At 58.5% G+C, this 16,199-nt stretch carries 16 protein-coding genes; 7 read left to right on the top strand and 9 right to left on the bottom strand.

Annotated elements, in window-relative coordinates; translation table 11 throughout:
• Positions 1 to 18 precede the first annotated feature (18 nt).
• The 3 genes from HOLFODRAFT_RS0204030 (at position 19) to HOLFODRAFT_RS0204020 (ending at position 2,256) form a co-directional block, all read left to right on the top strand.
• Positions 19 to 246, top strand: coding sequence for a hypothetical protein (locus HOLFODRAFT_RS0204030; RefSeq protein WP_005032463.1), 228 nt, complete (start codon positions 19 to 21; stop codon positions 244 to 246).
• Positions 247 to 514: 268 nt separating this feature from the next.
• Entirely contained in the window at positions 515 to 790 is a 276-nt protein-coding gene (locus HOLFODRAFT_RS0204025; RefSeq protein ID WP_005032465.1) for a hypothetical protein, read from the top strand.
• A gap of 26 nt (positions 791 to 816) precedes the next feature.
• Complete coding sequence (locus HOLFODRAFT_RS0204020) at positions 817 to 2,256, top strand: DUF389 domain-containing protein (RefSeq protein ID WP_005032467.1); 1,440 nt, start codon at positions 817 to 819, stop codon at positions 2,254 to 2,256.
• Positions 2,257 to 2,286: 30 nt separating this feature from the next.
• Here the strand turns inward: HOLFODRAFT_RS0204020 and HOLFODRAFT_RS0204015 are convergent, their stop codons facing one another.
• On the bottom strand, positions 2,287 to 3,471 hold the full coding sequence (locus HOLFODRAFT_RS0204015) for a chloride channel protein (protein WP_026939026.1): 1,185 nt from the start codon (positions 3,469 to 3,471) through the stop codon (positions 2,287 to 2,289).
• On the opposite strand from HOLFODRAFT_RS0204015, the gene HOLFODRAFT_RS19200 reads away from it, so the two are divergent.
• The 4 genes from HOLFODRAFT_RS19200 to HOLFODRAFT_RS0203995 all read left to right on the top strand — a co-directional run bounded on the left by HOLFODRAFT_RS19200 (position 3,470) and on the right by HOLFODRAFT_RS0203995 (position 7,481).
• On the top strand, positions 3,470 to 4,144 hold the full coding sequence (locus HOLFODRAFT_RS19200; RefSeq protein WP_084053741.1) for a MarR family winged helix-turn-helix transcriptional regulator: 675 nt from the start codon (positions 3,470 to 3,472) through the stop codon (positions 4,142 to 4,144). The two genes, HOLFODRAFT_RS0204015 and HOLFODRAFT_RS19200, sit on opposite strands and share 2 nt — an antisense overlap.
• A 153-nt stretch (positions 4,145 to 4,297) precedes the next feature.
• Positions 4,298 to 5,050, top strand: a complete 753-nt coding sequence (locus HOLFODRAFT_RS23805; protein WP_005032472.1) for an HAD-IIB family hydrolase — start codon at positions 4,298 to 4,300, stop codon at positions 5,048 to 5,050.
• A complete protein-coding gene (locus HOLFODRAFT_RS19195; RefSeq protein WP_005032474.1) occupies positions 5,047 to 6,441 on the top strand; it encodes a glycosyltransferase in 1,395 nt (464 codons plus the stop codon). Before HOLFODRAFT_RS23805 ends, HOLFODRAFT_RS19195 begins: the two co-directional genes overlap by 4 nt.
• Entirely contained in the window at positions 6,429 to 7,481 is a 1,053-nt protein-coding gene (locus HOLFODRAFT_RS0203995; protein WP_005032476.1) for a mechanosensitive ion channel family protein, read from the top strand. Before HOLFODRAFT_RS19195 ends, HOLFODRAFT_RS0203995 begins: the two co-directional genes overlap by 13 nt.
• A 136-nt stretch (positions 7,482 to 7,617) precedes the next feature.
• On the opposite strand, the gene HOLFODRAFT_RS19190 is transcribed toward HOLFODRAFT_RS0203995, so the two are convergent.
• The 8 genes from HOLFODRAFT_RS19190 to thrS all read right to left on the bottom strand — a co-directional run bounded on the left by HOLFODRAFT_RS19190 (position 7,618) and on the right by thrS (position 16,037).
• Entirely contained in the window at positions 7,618 to 8,853 is a 1,236-nt protein-coding gene (locus HOLFODRAFT_RS19190) for a cation:proton antiporter (protein WP_005032477.1), read from the bottom strand.
• A 596-nt stretch (positions 8,854 to 9,449) separates the two neighbouring features.
• Positions 9,450 to 10,250 carry a GTP cyclohydrolase FolE2 gene (gene folE2 / locus HOLFODRAFT_RS0203985; RefSeq protein WP_005032479.1) on the bottom strand — a complete coding sequence of 267 codons (801 nt, stop codon included), beginning with the start codon at positions 10,248 to 10,250 and terminating at the stop codon, positions 9,450 to 9,452.
• A 93-nt stretch (positions 10,251 to 10,343) separates the two neighbouring features.
• Positions 10,344 to 11,219 carry a methylenetetrahydrofolate reductase gene (locus HOLFODRAFT_RS0203980; RefSeq protein WP_005032481.1) on the bottom strand — a complete coding sequence of 292 codons (876 nt, stop codon included), beginning with the start codon at positions 11,217 to 11,219 and terminating at the stop codon, positions 10,344 to 10,346.
• 43 nt (positions 11,220 to 11,262) lie between these two features.
• The gene (locus HOLFODRAFT_RS19185; protein ID WP_005032483.1) at positions 11,263 to 12,078 is read right to left on the bottom strand and encodes an MBL fold metallo-hydrolase; all 816 of its coding nucleotides are present in this window, start codon (positions 12,076 to 12,078) and stop codon (positions 11,263 to 11,265) included.
• Entirely contained in the window at positions 12,071 to 12,568 is a 498-nt protein-coding gene (tsaA, locus tag HOLFODRAFT_RS0203970; protein WP_005032485.1) for a tRNA (N6-threonylcarbamoyladenosine(37)-N6)-methyltransferase TrmO, read from the bottom strand. Before tsaA ends, HOLFODRAFT_RS19185 begins: the two co-directional genes overlap by 8 nt.
• A complete protein-coding gene (locus HOLFODRAFT_RS19180) occupies positions 12,565 to 13,803 on the bottom strand; it encodes a P-loop NTPase (RefSeq protein WP_005032486.1) in 1,239 nt (412 codons plus the stop codon). The genes tsaA and HOLFODRAFT_RS19180 overlap by 4 nt, the downstream gene beginning before the upstream one ends.
• Positions 13,800 to 14,114, bottom strand: a complete 315-nt coding sequence (locus HOLFODRAFT_RS19175; RefSeq protein ID WP_005032490.1) for a hypothetical protein — start codon at positions 14,112 to 14,114, stop codon at positions 13,800 to 13,802. Before HOLFODRAFT_RS19175 ends, HOLFODRAFT_RS19180 begins: the two co-directional genes overlap by 4 nt.
• A gap of 9 nt (positions 14,115 to 14,123) precedes the next feature.
• Positions 14,124 to 16,037 carry a threonine--tRNA ligase gene (gene thrS, locus HOLFODRAFT_RS0203955; protein WP_005032491.1) on the bottom strand — a complete coding sequence of 638 codons (1,914 nt, stop codon included), beginning with the start codon at positions 16,035 to 16,037 and terminating at the stop codon, positions 14,124 to 14,126.
• Between the last annotated feature and the right edge of the window lie 162 nt (positions 16,038 to 16,199).

The raw sequence follows: 16,199 nt of genomic DNA, 5'->3' as shown, positions 1-16,199 counted from the left end.
TGCGCTCCGGAGACCGCCATGGAATGTGCCATCTGCAAGAAACCCCTACGGGAGGAAGACGCCTCCGACTACCAGGGGAAGAAGCTCTGCGAGGACTGCTACATCGAGGCGCTATCTCCTTCCCCACACTGGGGAACGGCATCGCCTCCACGGGAAGGCCTAGCCTGCCAGGTCCGGGCCGTGGCGGAAGGGCGGGATGATCCGGCTCATAGGGCTTGCAATCCCAGTCACGGCCTGGCGACTTGACAGGTTTCAGATCGGGGACATGTCATGAGGCCATCTGAACATCTCCAAGGCTGTATTCTGGCACTCGTTCTTCTGGGCGGTGTTTCACCGTTGGTGGCGACCCCCCCGCCAACGGCAACTGGCACTCCAACCGTCCCGATTGCCTCATTCGGCCAAACCCTGAGCGCTTTTCAGGAGGGCGTTCTCTTTCTGGAGGCCCGAGGCTTCTCGGGTATCCGGTGACGGAACTTCTGACGGGTGGCTCCCATAACAATGGTCAGGAGATCTCATGTGGCCCATCCATCTGAATATGGGATTCAAGACCGCCTACTTCTACGAGGGGTTCTACTTCTTCGTATCCATTCTGGTGGCTGCGGTCTGGATCGTCCGGCGTTTGGAGAGGGCCGTGGGCGCGGTCACTTTGCATGCAGGATCCGGCCGTCCCGACGAACCTGATTCTGCGCCCAAGATTGGCCAGCACTTCTTTCTCCTCTACCTGTGTAGCATCCCCAGGGCCGAAGTTCATTCTGCGTGGCGTCCGACAGTGGTATGGTGTCTGCTATAGTTTTAAAATGGTCGGTATGAGTATTTATGATTAAACCAAAGGCATCCATCTTGGCTGAACTGGTGCAGATTCGCCGGGCACTGGCGCATCGCTTTAGTCTGCTCGAAGACAAGGCGGACGACGCGGAAATCGAGTCAAGAATTCGCGACGGTTCGGAATTTCGCGGGGCGACCCCATGGATTCTGATATTCGCCATTTTCATCGCGTCGGTTGGGCTGAATGTTAATTCCACTGCAGTAATCATCGGTGCCATGCTGATTTCCCCCCTCATGGGGCCAATCATGGGAACGGGGCTCGGTGTCGCAGTCTATGACTTCGAACTCGTCAAGCGGTCCCTTAGAAATCTCGGAATCGCCACTCTGATTAGCTTAGTGGTGTCCGCAGGTTACTTTCTGTTGACGCCCCTGCAGCAGGCTCGGTCCGAACTACTCGCTCGCACCGCGCCGACGTTGTGGGATGTCCTGATTGCCCTGTTTGGCGGTTTGGCTGGGATTATTGGTGTGACACGGCGCGAAAGATCCAATGTCATTCCAGGCGTGGCGATAGCCACAGCGCTGATGCCACCTGTATGCACCGCAGGTTTCGGCCTTGCCACAGGGCAGTGGCATTTCGTGGGCGGTGCCGTGTATCTCTACACGATCAACTGTGTGTTCATCGCCCTGGCGACGGTGGTAGGCATCCGTGCCCTAAAACTCAAACGCCATAGCTTCGCGGATCCGATTTTGGCGAAGCGAGTTAAGACCATCCTGCTGGTCTTGGCACTCGGCACTACCCTGCCTAGCATTTACTTGGCCTTGAAGCTGGTCAGGCATGAGGTATTCAAATTCAAGGCTCAGGCCTTCGTCGTGCGGGAGTTTACATTCGAAAATAGCCATGTGGTTGCCACCAAGGTCGACCCGGATACACGTGTTATCACACTGTCACTGATCGGCGACCCGCTCAATGCGGATACGCTCCGCACGATACATGAACGCCTGTCTACGGTCGGACTTGTGGGCGCGCGCATCGTCCTGCACCAGATGGGTGACAACCGTGTAGACGTGACGGCGCTTAAGTCGAGTCTGCTGTCCGATTTGTTGCGCGACAGTCAGGCCGTGGTGGTGGAGAAGGCCAATCAAATTAATGTCTTGCAAAATCAGATCCAGGCTCTGAAGTCAGAACTGGCGGCCCGTGACGCCCCCCTTGGCAAGGTAGACGATGTGGCCAATGAATTGAGGCTCCTCTATCCTGATGTAACCAGCGTTGTGATTACGGATGGGGTGGAAGTGCTACCCAGTGGCGAAAAAAAGAGGTTGATGTTGTTTTATGTCATGTCTAAAAAAAGATTATCAAAAGATGCTCGTCTCCGCATTGAGGACTGGCTCGGAGTCAGAATGCAGGCGGATGCAGCGATGTTTCATTTTGGTATTGGCATAGCCTCTGTTGGCAAGAAGGCGTCGAAGGGGCATAAAAGCGGGCGGGGATAGAGAGGGGCGGAAGCTGAGGGAGTGGGGCGATTAGGAGCGCTCCTGTATCACCAGATAGGCTACTGCAGTCCCCACAAGGGCTGGAACCACCAGGGCTGCTTGGGCGGTCGTTTCTGCCAGAAAGACACAAGGCACGAGTAGGGTGTTATGGGTGGCCCCAGCAAACGCCGAAGCGCCGACGAGCGCCATGTACCCAGGCTGCCCCAGGCCGAGCACACCATCCAAGGCTGTGCCGATTGCAGCCCCCATGGTGACACTGGGAAGCCAGATGCCGCCAATTCCGCCACCAGCAAAGGTCAGCCCGGTCGCAAAGAGCTTCAAGGCGAAGAATAACAATGCGTACCTGGGCAGCGTCTGCTCTTCTAGCAAGTGGCGCACCAACTCAAGGCCGCCTCCCTGTATGACTGGAAGGCCATCCCAAAGGAAATGCCCTGGCAGAACCAGCAGGAGCAGCCCCAATCCAGCTATCAACCCCCTCACCATCAATGGATAGCGTCTTAACCAAGACCCGAGACGCGCCCTGACCCAGAGAAACAGGGAGGCTCCTAGTCCGCAGCATAGCCCAAGCAAAAGCGACCAGGCGACTTCACGCCCTCCCAGGGTGTACGGCCGAGCCAAAGGAAGCAGTGGCGCGTGGCCCATCCTGGCGGCAAAGACAATGTACCCCGCGGCAGCAGAGACCAAGCAGGGAACGAGTGACTCTGGGGAGATTCTTCCGTCATGCTCCGCCGCCATCAGTGCCCCTGACAAGGGGGCTCGAAAGACTGCGGCCAGAGCCGCCGCAGCTCCTGATCGGACCATGACCATGGGGGAAATCAGGAGGCGTCGTAGCGGTGAATAACGCTGAGCCCCGGCGCGGACGATTCGGTGGTATTGAAGCCCCAGGGCCGCACCGAACCACTTGCCTGGTCCTTCCACCCCTGCGCTACCTCCGAAACCAATGGTCAGGACGCAGCCCACGACTTTTGCCAAAGACGCCCAGAAAGGGAACACTTGGTAGGGATCCTTGCGGGCTAGGTCGAGATCTTTGAAGAGGGAGACTTCCCCTGCGCCTGACAGCTGGAGCCAAGCTGTGGCAAGTACCAGGCCCAGAGCTGGTAGCAGGATTAGGGAGTGCGTTCTTCCTCCAATTCGACTGACCCATGGCTCAAACAGCTCTAGGCCTCCAAGGGCCAGGGCCACACAGAGGCCGATTCCCAAACCAAGGGGTAGCATGACCCCGACGATCCGCCGCGTATGGGCAAGGAGCCGAAAGCGACGAGTGCGGGAGGGGAAAAGGCGTGCTGCGGGGTCTGACAAGACAATCCTCGATCCAGATTTCATGATCCCTCTCTCGGTTGTCGTGGAAAGGGTTGACGAATACGATTATCAATGCAAACTATGTCTACCACAAACCATTTCCCCAGGTCTCGCGCTTATGCCCCAGTCCACCCCATCTCCCGTGATTCAGGCTTGCATGCAGAGCCTTCGCAGGATTGTGAAGGCGCTTGAGGAATACTCCCGGTCTGTGGAGCGTCGGTTCGACCTGACTGGTCCACAGTTATGGGCTCTATGGGAGTTGGGGCGCAGTGGTCCCCTCTCCATGAAGGATCTTTCCGCTCAGATGCACCTGGATCCAAGCACCGTTGTGGGAGTGATTGATCGACTGGTTGCGAAGGGATTGGTAGAGCGCAAGCCGGACCCTGTGGATCGCCGCCGAATTTCCCTTTGTCCGACAGTAAATGGGCAGACCATCCTCACGTCTGCACCTCACCCTGCCCAGGGGCATCTGCTGGCAGGGCTCGCCGCAATGGAACCTGATCAGATCCAAGGCCTTCAAAACTCGTTGGCCATTCTGGAACGGGTCCTGGGTGCGGAGAAATTGGAGGCCCCCTTCTTCTTCCCCTGATCCTTCCCCTCCCTTGAGGACGGTTTCCGTTACCGTCCTCCTTTTGACAGCCCACAGACCCCATACAAAAGGGTGCACTGATAGCCAGTGCAGGGTTCAGGTGAAGGTCGGGCCGCCTTCCGCCAGTGCGAAAGATTCACTGACGGAGGAATTATGCATCTGATTTCCGACTTGGACGGAACTTGGCTACACCCCAGGAGCGCCCCAAGCTCTCTTAGACGCTTGGAAGCCCATCTCGCGGCCACCCCTGACATCACCCTCACCTTTGCAACGGGCCGGACCTTGGCTTCAGCACTGGGGGTTCTTGAGGGGCGGATCCAACGATGGCCAAACCACCTCATTACGGACGTTGGAACGGCCATTTACCACCGGACTATCCAAGGTGACTGGGATGAGGATCAGGACTACGCCGATTGGGTAAGAAAACGGTGGGATAGTGACTTTCTTGAGCTGATGGCCAATCGTTGGATTCCCGAGGGTGTTCAACGTCAGGAGGGAATAACGCCTCTTCGAAGGATTGCCCTTGAGGTTCTGCCCGGACGCAATATCAAATTGCTCTCCGAACATCTGAGAAAAAATCTGGAAGAAGCTGGAGCCCGGGTAGATGTCCTCGTGACGGGACGCTGTATAGACATACTGCCAAACGGGCTCCATAAAGGTACTGCTGCGGCATTTCTCCATTCGAGCCTACATCTCTCCGCCCCCATCGTAGCCTGCGGTGATTCAGAGAATGATCTAGGGCTTTTCTCTATTGCTGATGCGGTGGTGCTCATGCCAGATGGGGCGATTTGGACTAGCTCCAAAAGGCATCAAGTCCGAAACGCGTTTGTGCCGACCAAAAGCGGCCCAGTTGGGATCCTTCAGGCTATCCAGAGTCCCGTTTTGACCTATTCGAGGCTCACATGACACACAAGAAGCTTCGTATTCTCCTGATTAGCGTACACGGACTCATCCGCGCCTCAGCCCCTGAACTCGGCAAAGATCCAGACACAGGTGGACAGGTCCTCTATGTTCTTGAATTGGCGAAGGCGTTGAGTCGTCACTCAGGTGTGGCTTGCGTCGAACTCCTGACCCGCCTTATCAACGACCCGGCCCTGGATCGTGACTATGCCCAGCCTGTGGAAGTCATCAACCCCAAAGCCCGAATCCTGCGAATGCCGTGTGGGCCACAAGGCTACATCCGCAAAGAGAGACTCTGGAACCATCTTGATCAACTTGTAGAAGCCTATCTCGGCCTCCTCCGTCAAGGCGCTCAGCGCCCTGACGTGATCCATAGCCACTATGGGGATGCCGGATATGTGGCGATGCGCCTCTCCAAAATCCTTGGCATACCCTTCATCCATTCCGCCCACTCTCTCGGCCGGTACAAGAGAGCCACGATGCTCGCTGCTGGAGGTGATGAAAAGGAACTGGATCGTATTTTTAATTTCTCTCGCCGGATTGAGGTCGAGGAGGAGGTGCTAGAAAAGGCCTCACTAGTGATTGCAAGCACCGGCCAAGAATTGATTGAGCAGTATTCAACCTATGATCACTTCGATGAATTGAAGAGCCAGGTTATCCCTCCGGGCACTGACCTGACGCGCTTCTTTCCCCCAGGCCGGGATAAGAGCTTTCAGGGTGTGGCCGAGAACGCCGATCGGTTCTTCCAGGCACCAGGCAAGCCGCTGCTCATATCCATAGGGCGGGCCGCTCCTCGAAAAAATCTTCTAGGTCTCGTTCAAGCTTTTGGGGCAGACGCAGAACTGAGACGAATGGCAAACCTTGTCATCATCGCCGGGAACCGTGAGGAAATCCGAGGCCTCGATGACACATCGAGTCAGGCTTGGGAATCAATTCTGTTTGCCATCGATCAATACGACCTCTACGGCCATATCGCCATCCCCAAGAACCATACCCCCGACCAGATCCCCAACTTTTATCGCTTGGCCTATTCTCGGAAGGGGCTTTGCGTCAATCCGAGCATCTCGGAAACCTTCGGGTTGACCCTGATTGAAGCCGCAGCCACCGGCCTTCCCCTGATCGCAACTGACCAGGGAGGCCCAAAGGACATCCTGAATCATTGCCAGAACGGCCTTCTTGTCGATACCCGTGACCCAGCAGCCATGGCCCAGGCCATCAAGGTGGCCCTGTCGGACCCTGGACAGTGGAGAACTTGGTCCCGGAATGGATTGCGGGGTGTTCGCAAATACTACGCATGGGATGTTCATGCAGACAGTTACATCAAGTTCGTCACTACCTTTTGTGGGCGCAGAACAGAGCGCCGCCAAGGGAATAGGATTACGTCATGCAGACCATAGCGGGCATGCTGAGGGCCTCGATCGCACCGGTTACGGTCACCCTTGCGACTTGGGTGTTTCTATGGGTGGCTCGCAGAGTATTGACCAGCCGGATCACAGCTTTTGCCAAGCGCACCGAGACCGAGATCGACGATCTGCTGGCTGAGGTTCTGCAAAACACCAAGACATTCTCCATGGTTGCCACTTCTATCTACATAGGGAGCCGCTGGCTTCCGTTGACAGACAGGCTTGACGCGATTGCCTACAAGATCTTTGTCTTGATGATTCTTATTCAGGGGATTCTTTGGGCAAATCGCGCAATCGGTTTCGTTTTTGGGAGAATGCTGGAAAAGAGCGTGGAAGCCAATCCTGCGAACAGGACATCAATTCGGGCCCTTACGTTCGCCTCAAGGGTCGTTGCTTGGACTATCTTTCTACTGCTTGGCCTAGACAACCTGGGTGTGAATATTACTGGGCTGGTGGCGGGGTTGGGAGTTGGAGGCATTGCTGTTGCTCTTGCTGTTCAGAATGTCCTGGGAGACTTATTTGCCTCCCTTAGCATTGTGTTAGATAAACCAGTTGAAGTTGGTGATTTTATCATCGTAGATGAATTCCTTGGGACCGTAGACCACATCGGGCTCAAGACAACCAGAATCCGAAGTCTTTCCGGTGAGCAAATCATTTTCAGCAATAGCGATTTGCTGAAGAGTCGCATACGGAATTACAAACGAATGAATGAACGGAGGGTGTTGTTCACTATCGGTGTGACCTACCAGACATCCCATGACAAACTTACCAGAATTGTAGGAATCATAAAGGATGTTATCGAGGAGCAGGGTGGAACCAAATTTGATAGAGCCCATTTTAGCAAATTCGGAGATTTCTCCCTTCATTTTGAAGTTGTGTATTATCTTAGTGATCCAGATTACAATATCTACATGGATACGCAACAATGTATAAATATAGGTATTTACAAGGCGTTTGCAACTGAAGAAATTGAATTTGCATACCCAACCCAGGTGTTATATATATCCAAATTGCAAACAAAGATCTGTAGATGATGATTTATACAATAATAATATTGAACATCAGCGGACAATAACCACTCTATCAATCTCTAGACTAACTCCCGAATACGGGACAAGCTCCCTCAGAGCGCTCTGGAATCCCAACAGCCGCCAAGATTTGAGCCAGGGCTCAGCGAGTCTTGAGGACCCGTCCCAGGCCGATCGGTCCGGCAATCGTGGTGAGCAGAAGGGCGCCGACGATACCTGCCTGGACCTCCGGGGAAAGGAGTGGACTCCCCCCGAGTGTAAGGGCGCTGCCGGTGGCCACGAAGATCAAGCCGACCTCACCCCGTGGCACCATGCCCCAACCCACGACGATTGAGCGCAGCCCCTTCCCCGCTGCATAGCCCGCGACCAGCTTCCCAACAGTCCCAAGGACGGCCAGAAGTAGGGCGAAGCCGATGGTCCTCCAGGACAGGAAAGCGCGGGGATCGACCTTGGCACCCATCAGCACGAAGAATAGGGGGGAGAGGATGACGACCAGAGGATGGAGCAGGTGCTCCAGGCTGTGCAGTTCGCGTTCCTCCAAGGTGCGGATGGTGGCGGGTTCCAGGATGAGGCCTGCGGCATAGGCACCAACGATGGTGGCCAGACCCGCCTGGTTGCCCAGCCAAGCCAGGAGGAAGGCGAATCCCAGGCCCACGGGAAGCAGGAGTTGCTCACCCCGGAAGCGATTGGCCAATCTGAACAGGTGGGGCGTCAGGAATCGCCCCACAGTCAGGGCAAGGGCCAGAAAGAGCAAGGCCAGGCCCAGAGTCCGCCCCAGGGAGCCCCACGGCAGCCCAGAGCCTGTACCGGAGACCGCAACGACACCGCTGACGGCAACCAGCACCAAGAGGCCAAGCACGTCATCCATGACCGCAGCCCCTACGATGACCTTCCCTTCTGGGCTTTTGGCTGCGCCCTTCTCGCGGAGGACCTGGACGGAAATCCCGATGGACGTGGCACAGAGGCATGCACCGATGAAGAGGTCCACCGCGAAGTGGGTTCCCTTCGGGAGCATCAGCCATGCCCCCGCAAGCCCCATGGCCATGGGCACCAGTACGCCCACTATGGCGACCCTAAGGGCGGGGATGCCGACCCGTATCATCTGGGGCACGGTGCTTTCCAGGCCCACCGCGAACATCAGGACGACGACGCCGAGGTATCCCAGCAGATCTGCCGCAGGGAAGGAAGTGACAGGGGGGATGATCGGGAAGGCCATGGAGAGTGTGGCCAGGGCCAAGCCTGCCCCCAGTTCGCCGGCCACCACCGGGAGGCGGAATCGAATGGCGAGCTCGCCCCCTACCTTTGCCGCCAACCATAGGGCTGCCAGCAGAAAGAGAGTCCCCGCTTGAGGGTCCGCAACAAGGGCCGCGAAAATCATAGCTTCTCCAATGGAAAGGCGGCCCGACCTTTCCGGAGACCTGCGGCGTTGCCACCGCACCCATGAAGAGGGTTCCCGATCCACCCAACAGCTGTCAAGTCGTCCGGACGGGCCGTGGAGGCAGATGGAGCGTGCATTGCGTGGGAGATTAAAAGATACTGGATCCTGTAAGTGGGGCGTCTCGCTTACGATTTCTCGTACGGAGGATCGGAATGGTGCCTTGATGAAACGGTTTTGCCGGATCGGCCCCTGGCCTTTTCTGGACGTTTCTCAAACCTTCCGTACCCGTGTGCTCCCTCCCGGCGACCAGGGCGTCGGGCCAGACGCATTCGCATTCCTTGATTGGACATGGGAGTGGTGGGCGTTCGTGCCCGTGTTACCTCCTTGGTCGTCTGGCGATGCATCTACATCGCGATGACCAAGGATCCTTCATTTGCATGGGATTGCTAGATTTATTGCTGCGTGGACTCACCATACGGCGGCACCCCCCGCCGCGGAGCGGTCGTTCAACGATTCTCCGCCAACTGGAGGCCTGGCAAGAAGACTCTGCCAGTCAAGACTGAGGTCGAGAAAATGGCACGACAGGCCTCCACCACTCAGTCAGGTTTTGCCCACTGTTCTAGCGAAGCAAACGCGCTGTGATTGTGGATGCTTTCGAAATTCTCAGCATGGATGCGAAACCATGCGATGCGCGGGTCCTGCTGGAGCTGAACCGCCGCATTTCGGGCCATGTCCTCTACGAAGACCGGATTGTCATATGCTTGCATGGTGACGTGGCGTTCATCCGGTCTCTTCAAAACAGGATAGACCGGGGAGGATGCTGAAGATTCTGCCACAGCGATGAGTTCTTCTATCCAGATCATTCGTGGTTGGCCCGATTCCTCAAGGGTTGTGCGCACTTCGATGAAAAGGATACCTCTCTGATTGTGGGCTCCGTAATCACTGATCTCTTTGCTGCATGGGCAAAGGCTTGTGACGGGCACCTTCACCCCTAAAATGAAGTCAAGGGTCTCCCCCCTCATTTCGCCAACGAACTGACATTCGAAGTCCATGAGTCCCCCTGCATGGCTCTGGGGGGCTTTGCGCTCGAGGAAGTATGGGAAGGTCAGTTTGACCCGTGCGCTCTCTGCATTCAATTTGCTTCGCAGGGTATGGAGGAGTTTGGGCAGCGTTCTTATCGTGATCTCGCCGTGGTAGTGATTGAGCACTTCCACAAAGCGGCTCATATGGGTGCCTTTGAAGTGATGTGGCAGGTTTACGGACATGGTGATTTCAGCGACCGTTTTCTGTTTCCCGTGGGCTTGGTCAAGGACAACGATGGGATAGCGAAGCCCAGCCACCCCCACATGGTCAAGGGCTATGCCGCGATGGTCCTTGCGGGACTGAACATCGATCATGTTCATGATTCCTCTCTGGTGCAGGAGGCATAAGAGTGCGCTGCCCACTGTCTCATGGATGCGGCTGCTGGTTTTGGGACAATGAGGGGAAGTCTAGAGCAGGTTCTCGCTTCGCAGGGTGTTCACGATCTTGGCGGTGGTGTAACTGCGGTCCATGGTGTAGATATGGAGACCCGCAATTCCTGTTTTGAGCAGGCCACGGCACTGTTGCGTGGCGAAGTCGGCACCAAGATCGAGGACTGCCTGCTTATCGGAGGCGTCTACCGCATCCATGCGGGCCTGGAGGAATGGGGGGATGCTGGAGCCACAGACCTTTGCCAGGTTCTGGGTCATCTTGAGGGTGTATACCGGCATGACGCCGGGAATGATGGGGACCTGGATGCCTGCCTTGCGGCACTGATCCACATACCGGAAGAAGAAGTCGTTGTCGTAAAAATATTGGGTGACCACGTACTCTGCCCCGTTATCAACCTTCTGTTTGAGGTAGTCGAGGTTCTTTTCCGGGCTCTGGCATTCGAGGTGACCTTCGGGATAGCCCGCACAGCCAAGCGTGAAGGAGTAGTTTTTCTTGATGAAGGCGATGAGGTCCGAGGCATACGTGAAGCTATCTGGGTGAGCTGCGAAATCGGCTTCCTTCGGCTGATCTCCGCGGAGTACGAATATGGTCTGGATGCCCAGGTCGCGGTATCGGTCCAGCACTTGGATGATGGCTTCTGGAGCGAGTCCGTATCCTGCGATATAGGCAACGGTAGGTTGACCGTGATCTTTCACCAGTTGGCGGACTGTCTGGTACGAACCATCACAGGTGGAGCCTCCGGCTCCGAAGGTCACGGACATATAGTCCGGCTTGAGGGGAGCGAGGACACCGATGGTTTCGGCAAATGATTTGGCGCTGGCCGCATCCCGATAGGGGAAAAATTCGAAGGAAAGAGCTGACTTCTTGTTTCTGTAGAGATCGTTGGCCTTCATTGTCACTCCTGTGGTGTACGGCCAGCCCCGTTTGGGGAGCCGCCTATGTTTCCCAACTACCCCCAGCCCGCATCCAGCCATAGCCCATGGACAGGGCAACGCTTTCGCCTGTGCAGTGGCACGCTTGGACCTCCTGGACGCCAGCTTCCCGAATACGTTCTGCGGTGAATTCCAGGCGTTCCTGATCGGCCTTGGCCAGGTGAATGCCTCCAATGACGGCACGAATCCGGGATTCCCCTGTGATCTCTCGGATGTGGTCCAGGGTGTTGGCCACTCCGGCGTGGGCACAGCCCAACACGATGACCAGCCCCTCGGGAGTCTGGATCCACAAGGCCTGGTCATCCTCCAAGGGATCGGTCTGGCGCCCCTCCGGGTCCAGGAAGAATGGGCCTGAGCTGGATTCCTGGGGGTGGCGCCGGAGGATGGGGCCTGTGATGCCCATGTCTCGGGCCAGCCGCATGGGGGCAGTGCTCCACCGGAGGGCATCCGAGTATGGGGTCAATGCCTTCCATGAGGCCGAGGGTAGGCCGAGGGGACGGGGCCCCATGCCCGGGTGGAGGCTGTAGCGGGGCATTAGGGTCTTGGGGTGCATGTAGATCCGAGCCTCCGGGGAGGCCTGGAGGGCCTCGGGGATGCCTCCGGTGTGGTCCCGGTGACCGTGGCTGAGGACCAGGTGCTGGATAGTGTCTGTGGGCAATCCGAGGGTCTGGGCGTTGGCGGCCCAGGCCCCGGAGGCCCCGGTGTCGAAGAGCACCGTGTCGGCGTCCCGCTGGATCCAGAAACTGAGTCCGTGCTCCGTCTGGAGGCCCGGCATAGCAGCCTGATTGTCCACCAGGAGGGTGATCCTGACCTTATCCATGGTTGGATTGCCTCTTGCCCCGGAGTTGCGCATCTTGGGAGTCCACCTCCTCGGTCCATCCGCCCCAGGTACCCTCAGGACGATCGGCTTTGGGGAAATAGGGCTTGATGTCCAGGAGGGGGCTTCCATCCAGCATGTCCACATCCTCTACCACCAAGCGGCAACCCTCGACGCCCAGGAGGCGGACCACGCTGAGACCGATGCCGTTGGGGCGTTCGGGGTAGCGGCAGGCGAAGATGCCGGTGGGTTCGTCCGTCAGGAAGGGTTTGACCACCAGGGGGCCTGGCTCCGCCTGATGCAGGTGGTAGATCAGGTGGAGATGGGAAAAGCCCTCGATTCCCATTAGTCCCTCAGCAAATTCGGGGTTCACCTCGATCTCTCCCCGGATCTCCCGGGCAAAGCAAGGTTGGATGGGGGTCTTTTCTGCCTCCTTGTGAGGTGTGCGGATGACACCTATGGGGTGGATGGGCAAGGACCGGTCCTTCGTCATGCGGTGGCGCCTTCCAGTTGCGCGCTCAAGGACTGCAGCACGGGCCCGAAGTATTGCTCCTGGGCATAGAGCCTGGGGCGTCCTGCATCGCCATCGAGGCCCACCTTGGGGTCGAGGGGCAGGGAACCCAGGAAGGGGATGCCCATGTCGTCTGCCATGCGCCTTCCACCTTCGCTGCTGAAGATGGGCGTGACTGTGGAGCAGTGGGGGCAAGCGAAGCCGCTCATGTTCTCGATCACGCCCAAGACCGGGATATCGGCGGCTTTGCAGAAGGAGACGGCCTTGCGGGCGTCCAATACGGCGACCTCCTGGGGGGTCGTGACAATGACAGCCCCGTCCACGGCGCCAAGGGCTTGCTTCAGGGACAAGTGTTCATCCCCGGTGCCCGGGGGGCAGTCCACCACCAGCACATCCAATTCGCCCCAGTGGACCCGCTGGACGAACTGTTCCACCACGCCGGCTTTCATGGGGCCGCGCCAGATGGCGGGCTGATCCGCTCCCAGGGCGAAGCCCATGGACATGACCTTCAGATTCCCCAGTTCAACGGGGATCAGATTGGGGCCTTCAGTCAGGAGAGGCTCGTCATCAAGACCCAGGAGCTTGGGGACGCTGGGGCCATGGATATCCACATCCAGCAGCCCGGTCGTCAGGCCCTGGGAGGCGAAGGCCATGGCGAGATTGGTGGCCACGGTGCTCTTCCCGACGCCGCCTTTGCCGGAAAGCACCAGGATGCGCTGCTTGATCTTTCCCGCCCCGGCCAGAGTCGTCAGGCTCACGGAATCCTTGGGCGAATCGCAGGGGCTGCTGCAGCTTTCGCAGCATTCGGAGCTACAGGAATCCTGGGAACACCCCTGGGCTTCTTCCTCGGCCTTGAGGCGCGCCTCATAGTCCTTGATGGCCATGCCGATGGTACGCACCGCCAGGAGGGCGCAGTGATGGGACTCCTCCTGTTCCTGCCATCCCAGCACCTCGATGACCTCTTCTGGCTTGAAGGCCTTCATCTCGCCGATGGAGCGGTCGATGCAGAGATGGGCGGCCACGCTGCCGCAGGCCACGGAGGTGTCGCAGCCGTCGGTGGTGAAGCTGGCCTCCCGGATGTGGACGCCGTCCAGGTAGAGCCAGAACTCCATGGTGTCGCCGCAGGGGCCCTTGAACCGGGCGTGGGCGCTGGCGTCCTTCATGGGGCCGAAGTTTTCGGGACGGGTGCGGGTGGGGATGGGGTTCCAAGTGCTCATGGCTTGAATTCCTTGGTGAGGTGGGCGGCGGTCTCGACGCAGCCTGGGCAGGGAAGGATCCGGTTCTGGCGGATGGCTTTGCAAGTGATGGCCCCGGCCTTCTCCTGGAAGGCGTTGCGGATGGCTTCGGGGTTTCCGGTGAGGTGAGCGGCGGCGTAGGCTGCCCCGCACCAGCCTTCCGGGGCCTGCCCCCCGCCGAAGGCGGCGAAGCCCTGGGGATCCACCCCGAAGGCAGCGGCCACCGACTGGGCGCAGTTGAGGCGCGGACCCGATTTTCCTGTGTAGTTGTTGAGGGCTAGTTGGATTTCCATACTGGTCCTTTAGCGTTCGCGCAGTCGGATTTGTTTCTGCAGGTCTGTCAGGAAGGCATCCAAGGTCTGGGTTCCCAGGTTGCCGTCCCGGCGATGGCGCACCGAGACGGTGTCATCGGCTGCCTCTCGATCCCCCAGAACGAGCATGTAGGGGATCTGCTGGAGCTGGGCGTCCCGGATCTTGGCGTTCACCTTTTCGTTGCGCAGGTCCAGTTCGGCTCGGAAATCCAGGTCCAGGGCCATCGCATGGATCCGGCGGGCATAGTCGTGGGCCCGATCTGTTATGGGCAGGATGGCGATCTGGACAGGGGCCAGCCACACCGGGAAGGCCCCGGCGCAGTGCTCGATGAGGATGCCCAGGAAACGCTCCAGACTGCCGAGGATGGCCCGGTGCAGCATGACTGGGGTGCCTTCGCTGCCGTCCGGCTTCACGTAGGTGAGGCCGAAGCGGGCGGGCATGGAGTAGTCCACCTGGACGGTGCCGAGCTGCCAGGGGCGGCGCAGGGCGTCCAGCACCTGGAACTCGATCTTGGGGCCGTAGAAGGCCCCTTCGCCGGGGTTGATATGGTAAGCCATGCCCGCTTCCTGCAGGGCCTCGGCGAGAGCCCCCTCGGCCTCGTCCCAGATCTCGTCGCTGCCAAGACGCTGCTCGGGTCGCGTGGAAAGGGCTACCCGGACTTCGTCAAAGCCGAAGGTGGCATACACCTCCCTCAGAAACGTGAAGAAGGAGGCCATCTCTGGCTTCATCTGCTCGGGTGTGCAGATGATGTGTCCGTCGTCCTGGCAGAAGGTTCGCACGCGGGTAAGGCCTTGGGTGACCCCACTTCGTTCGTATCGATGGATGCGCCCGAAGTCCGCATAGCGGATGGGGAGATCCCGGTAGCTGTGCTTCTCGGTGCCGTAGATCAGGCAGTGGGTGGGGCAGTTCATGGGCTTGAGGGCATATTCCCGCTCGTCGACCTCGGTGAAATACATGCTCTCCTGGTATTTGTCATAGTGGCCGGAGGTTTTCCAGAGGCTCACATCCAGGGCCTGGGGCGTAATCAGCTCCTGGTAGCCTCGGCGGCGATAGAGGCTCCGGAGATAGGCCAGCAGCTCGTTGTAGACCAACGTCCCCTTGGGGTGGAAGAAGGGGGAGGCCGGGGCTTCAGGGTGGAAGGAGAAGAGGCCCAGTTCCCGGCCCAGTTTGCGGTGGTCCCTGGCTTTGGCCTCCTCCAGGCGTTTCAGGTGATCCTCAAGCTCCTTCCGGGTGTGGAAGGCGGTGCCGTAGATGCGGCAGAGTTGGGCGTTCTTCTCATTGCCCTTCCAATAGGCGGCGGCGGTCTGGAGCAGCTTGAAGGCCTTGAGCTTGCCGGTGTTGGGCACATGGGGCCCCCGGCAAAGGTCCAGGAAATCCCCCTGGCGGTAGAGGGTGATGGTCTCGCCCTCCGGGATGGCCTCGGCCAATTCCACCTTCAGGGGTTCGCTCAGGGCCCGGAATTGCTGGATCGCCATGTTCCGGTCCACTTCCTCCCGGGTGATGGGCAGATCAGCCTCCGCTAGGCGCACCATCTCCGCTTCAATGGCGGCCAAGTCCTCGGGGGTGAAGAAGGTCTCCACCAGGAAGTCGTAGTAGAAGCCATCCTCGATGACCGGCCCGACGCCTGCCTTGGCTTGGGGGAAGAGGCACTTCACAGCCTGGGCCAGGAGGTGGGCGGCAGAGTGGCGCAAGATCTCCAAGGATTCAGGATCCTTGGCCGTAAGGATTGCCACCTTTGAGCTCGCCTCCAGGGGGGTGTTCAGATCCCGGAGCACGCCGTCCATCCTGACGGCCAGGGCCGCATCCAGTAGACGCGGGCTGATGCTGCGGGCCAGATCAAGGCCCGTCGCACCGTCTGCAAGCTGGCGGATAGAGTCATCTGGAAGTTGGACGGAAATAGGCATAGGGCCCTCGAAAGTCAGTGGTTCGGGCTGGTGTGCTGATCGGGGCGGGGTGGGAGAAGATCCCTCCAACGTTGATGACCGACGCGGAAACTTTTCTCCTGCGAACTCCTGGAGGACACAGGATGCCTGTCCAGGGAGCCTGAATTACCTGGAAGGAATGAG

Origin of the sequence: Holophaga foetida DSM 6591, from assembly GCF_000242615.2 — a bacterium.
Classification (GTDB): domain Bacteria; phylum Acidobacteriota; class Holophagae; order Holophagales; family Holophagaceae; genus Holophaga; species Holophaga foetida.
The sequence above is the reverse complement of the archived record's forward strand: the minus strand, read 5'-3'. Positions and strand labels throughout refer to the sequence as shown.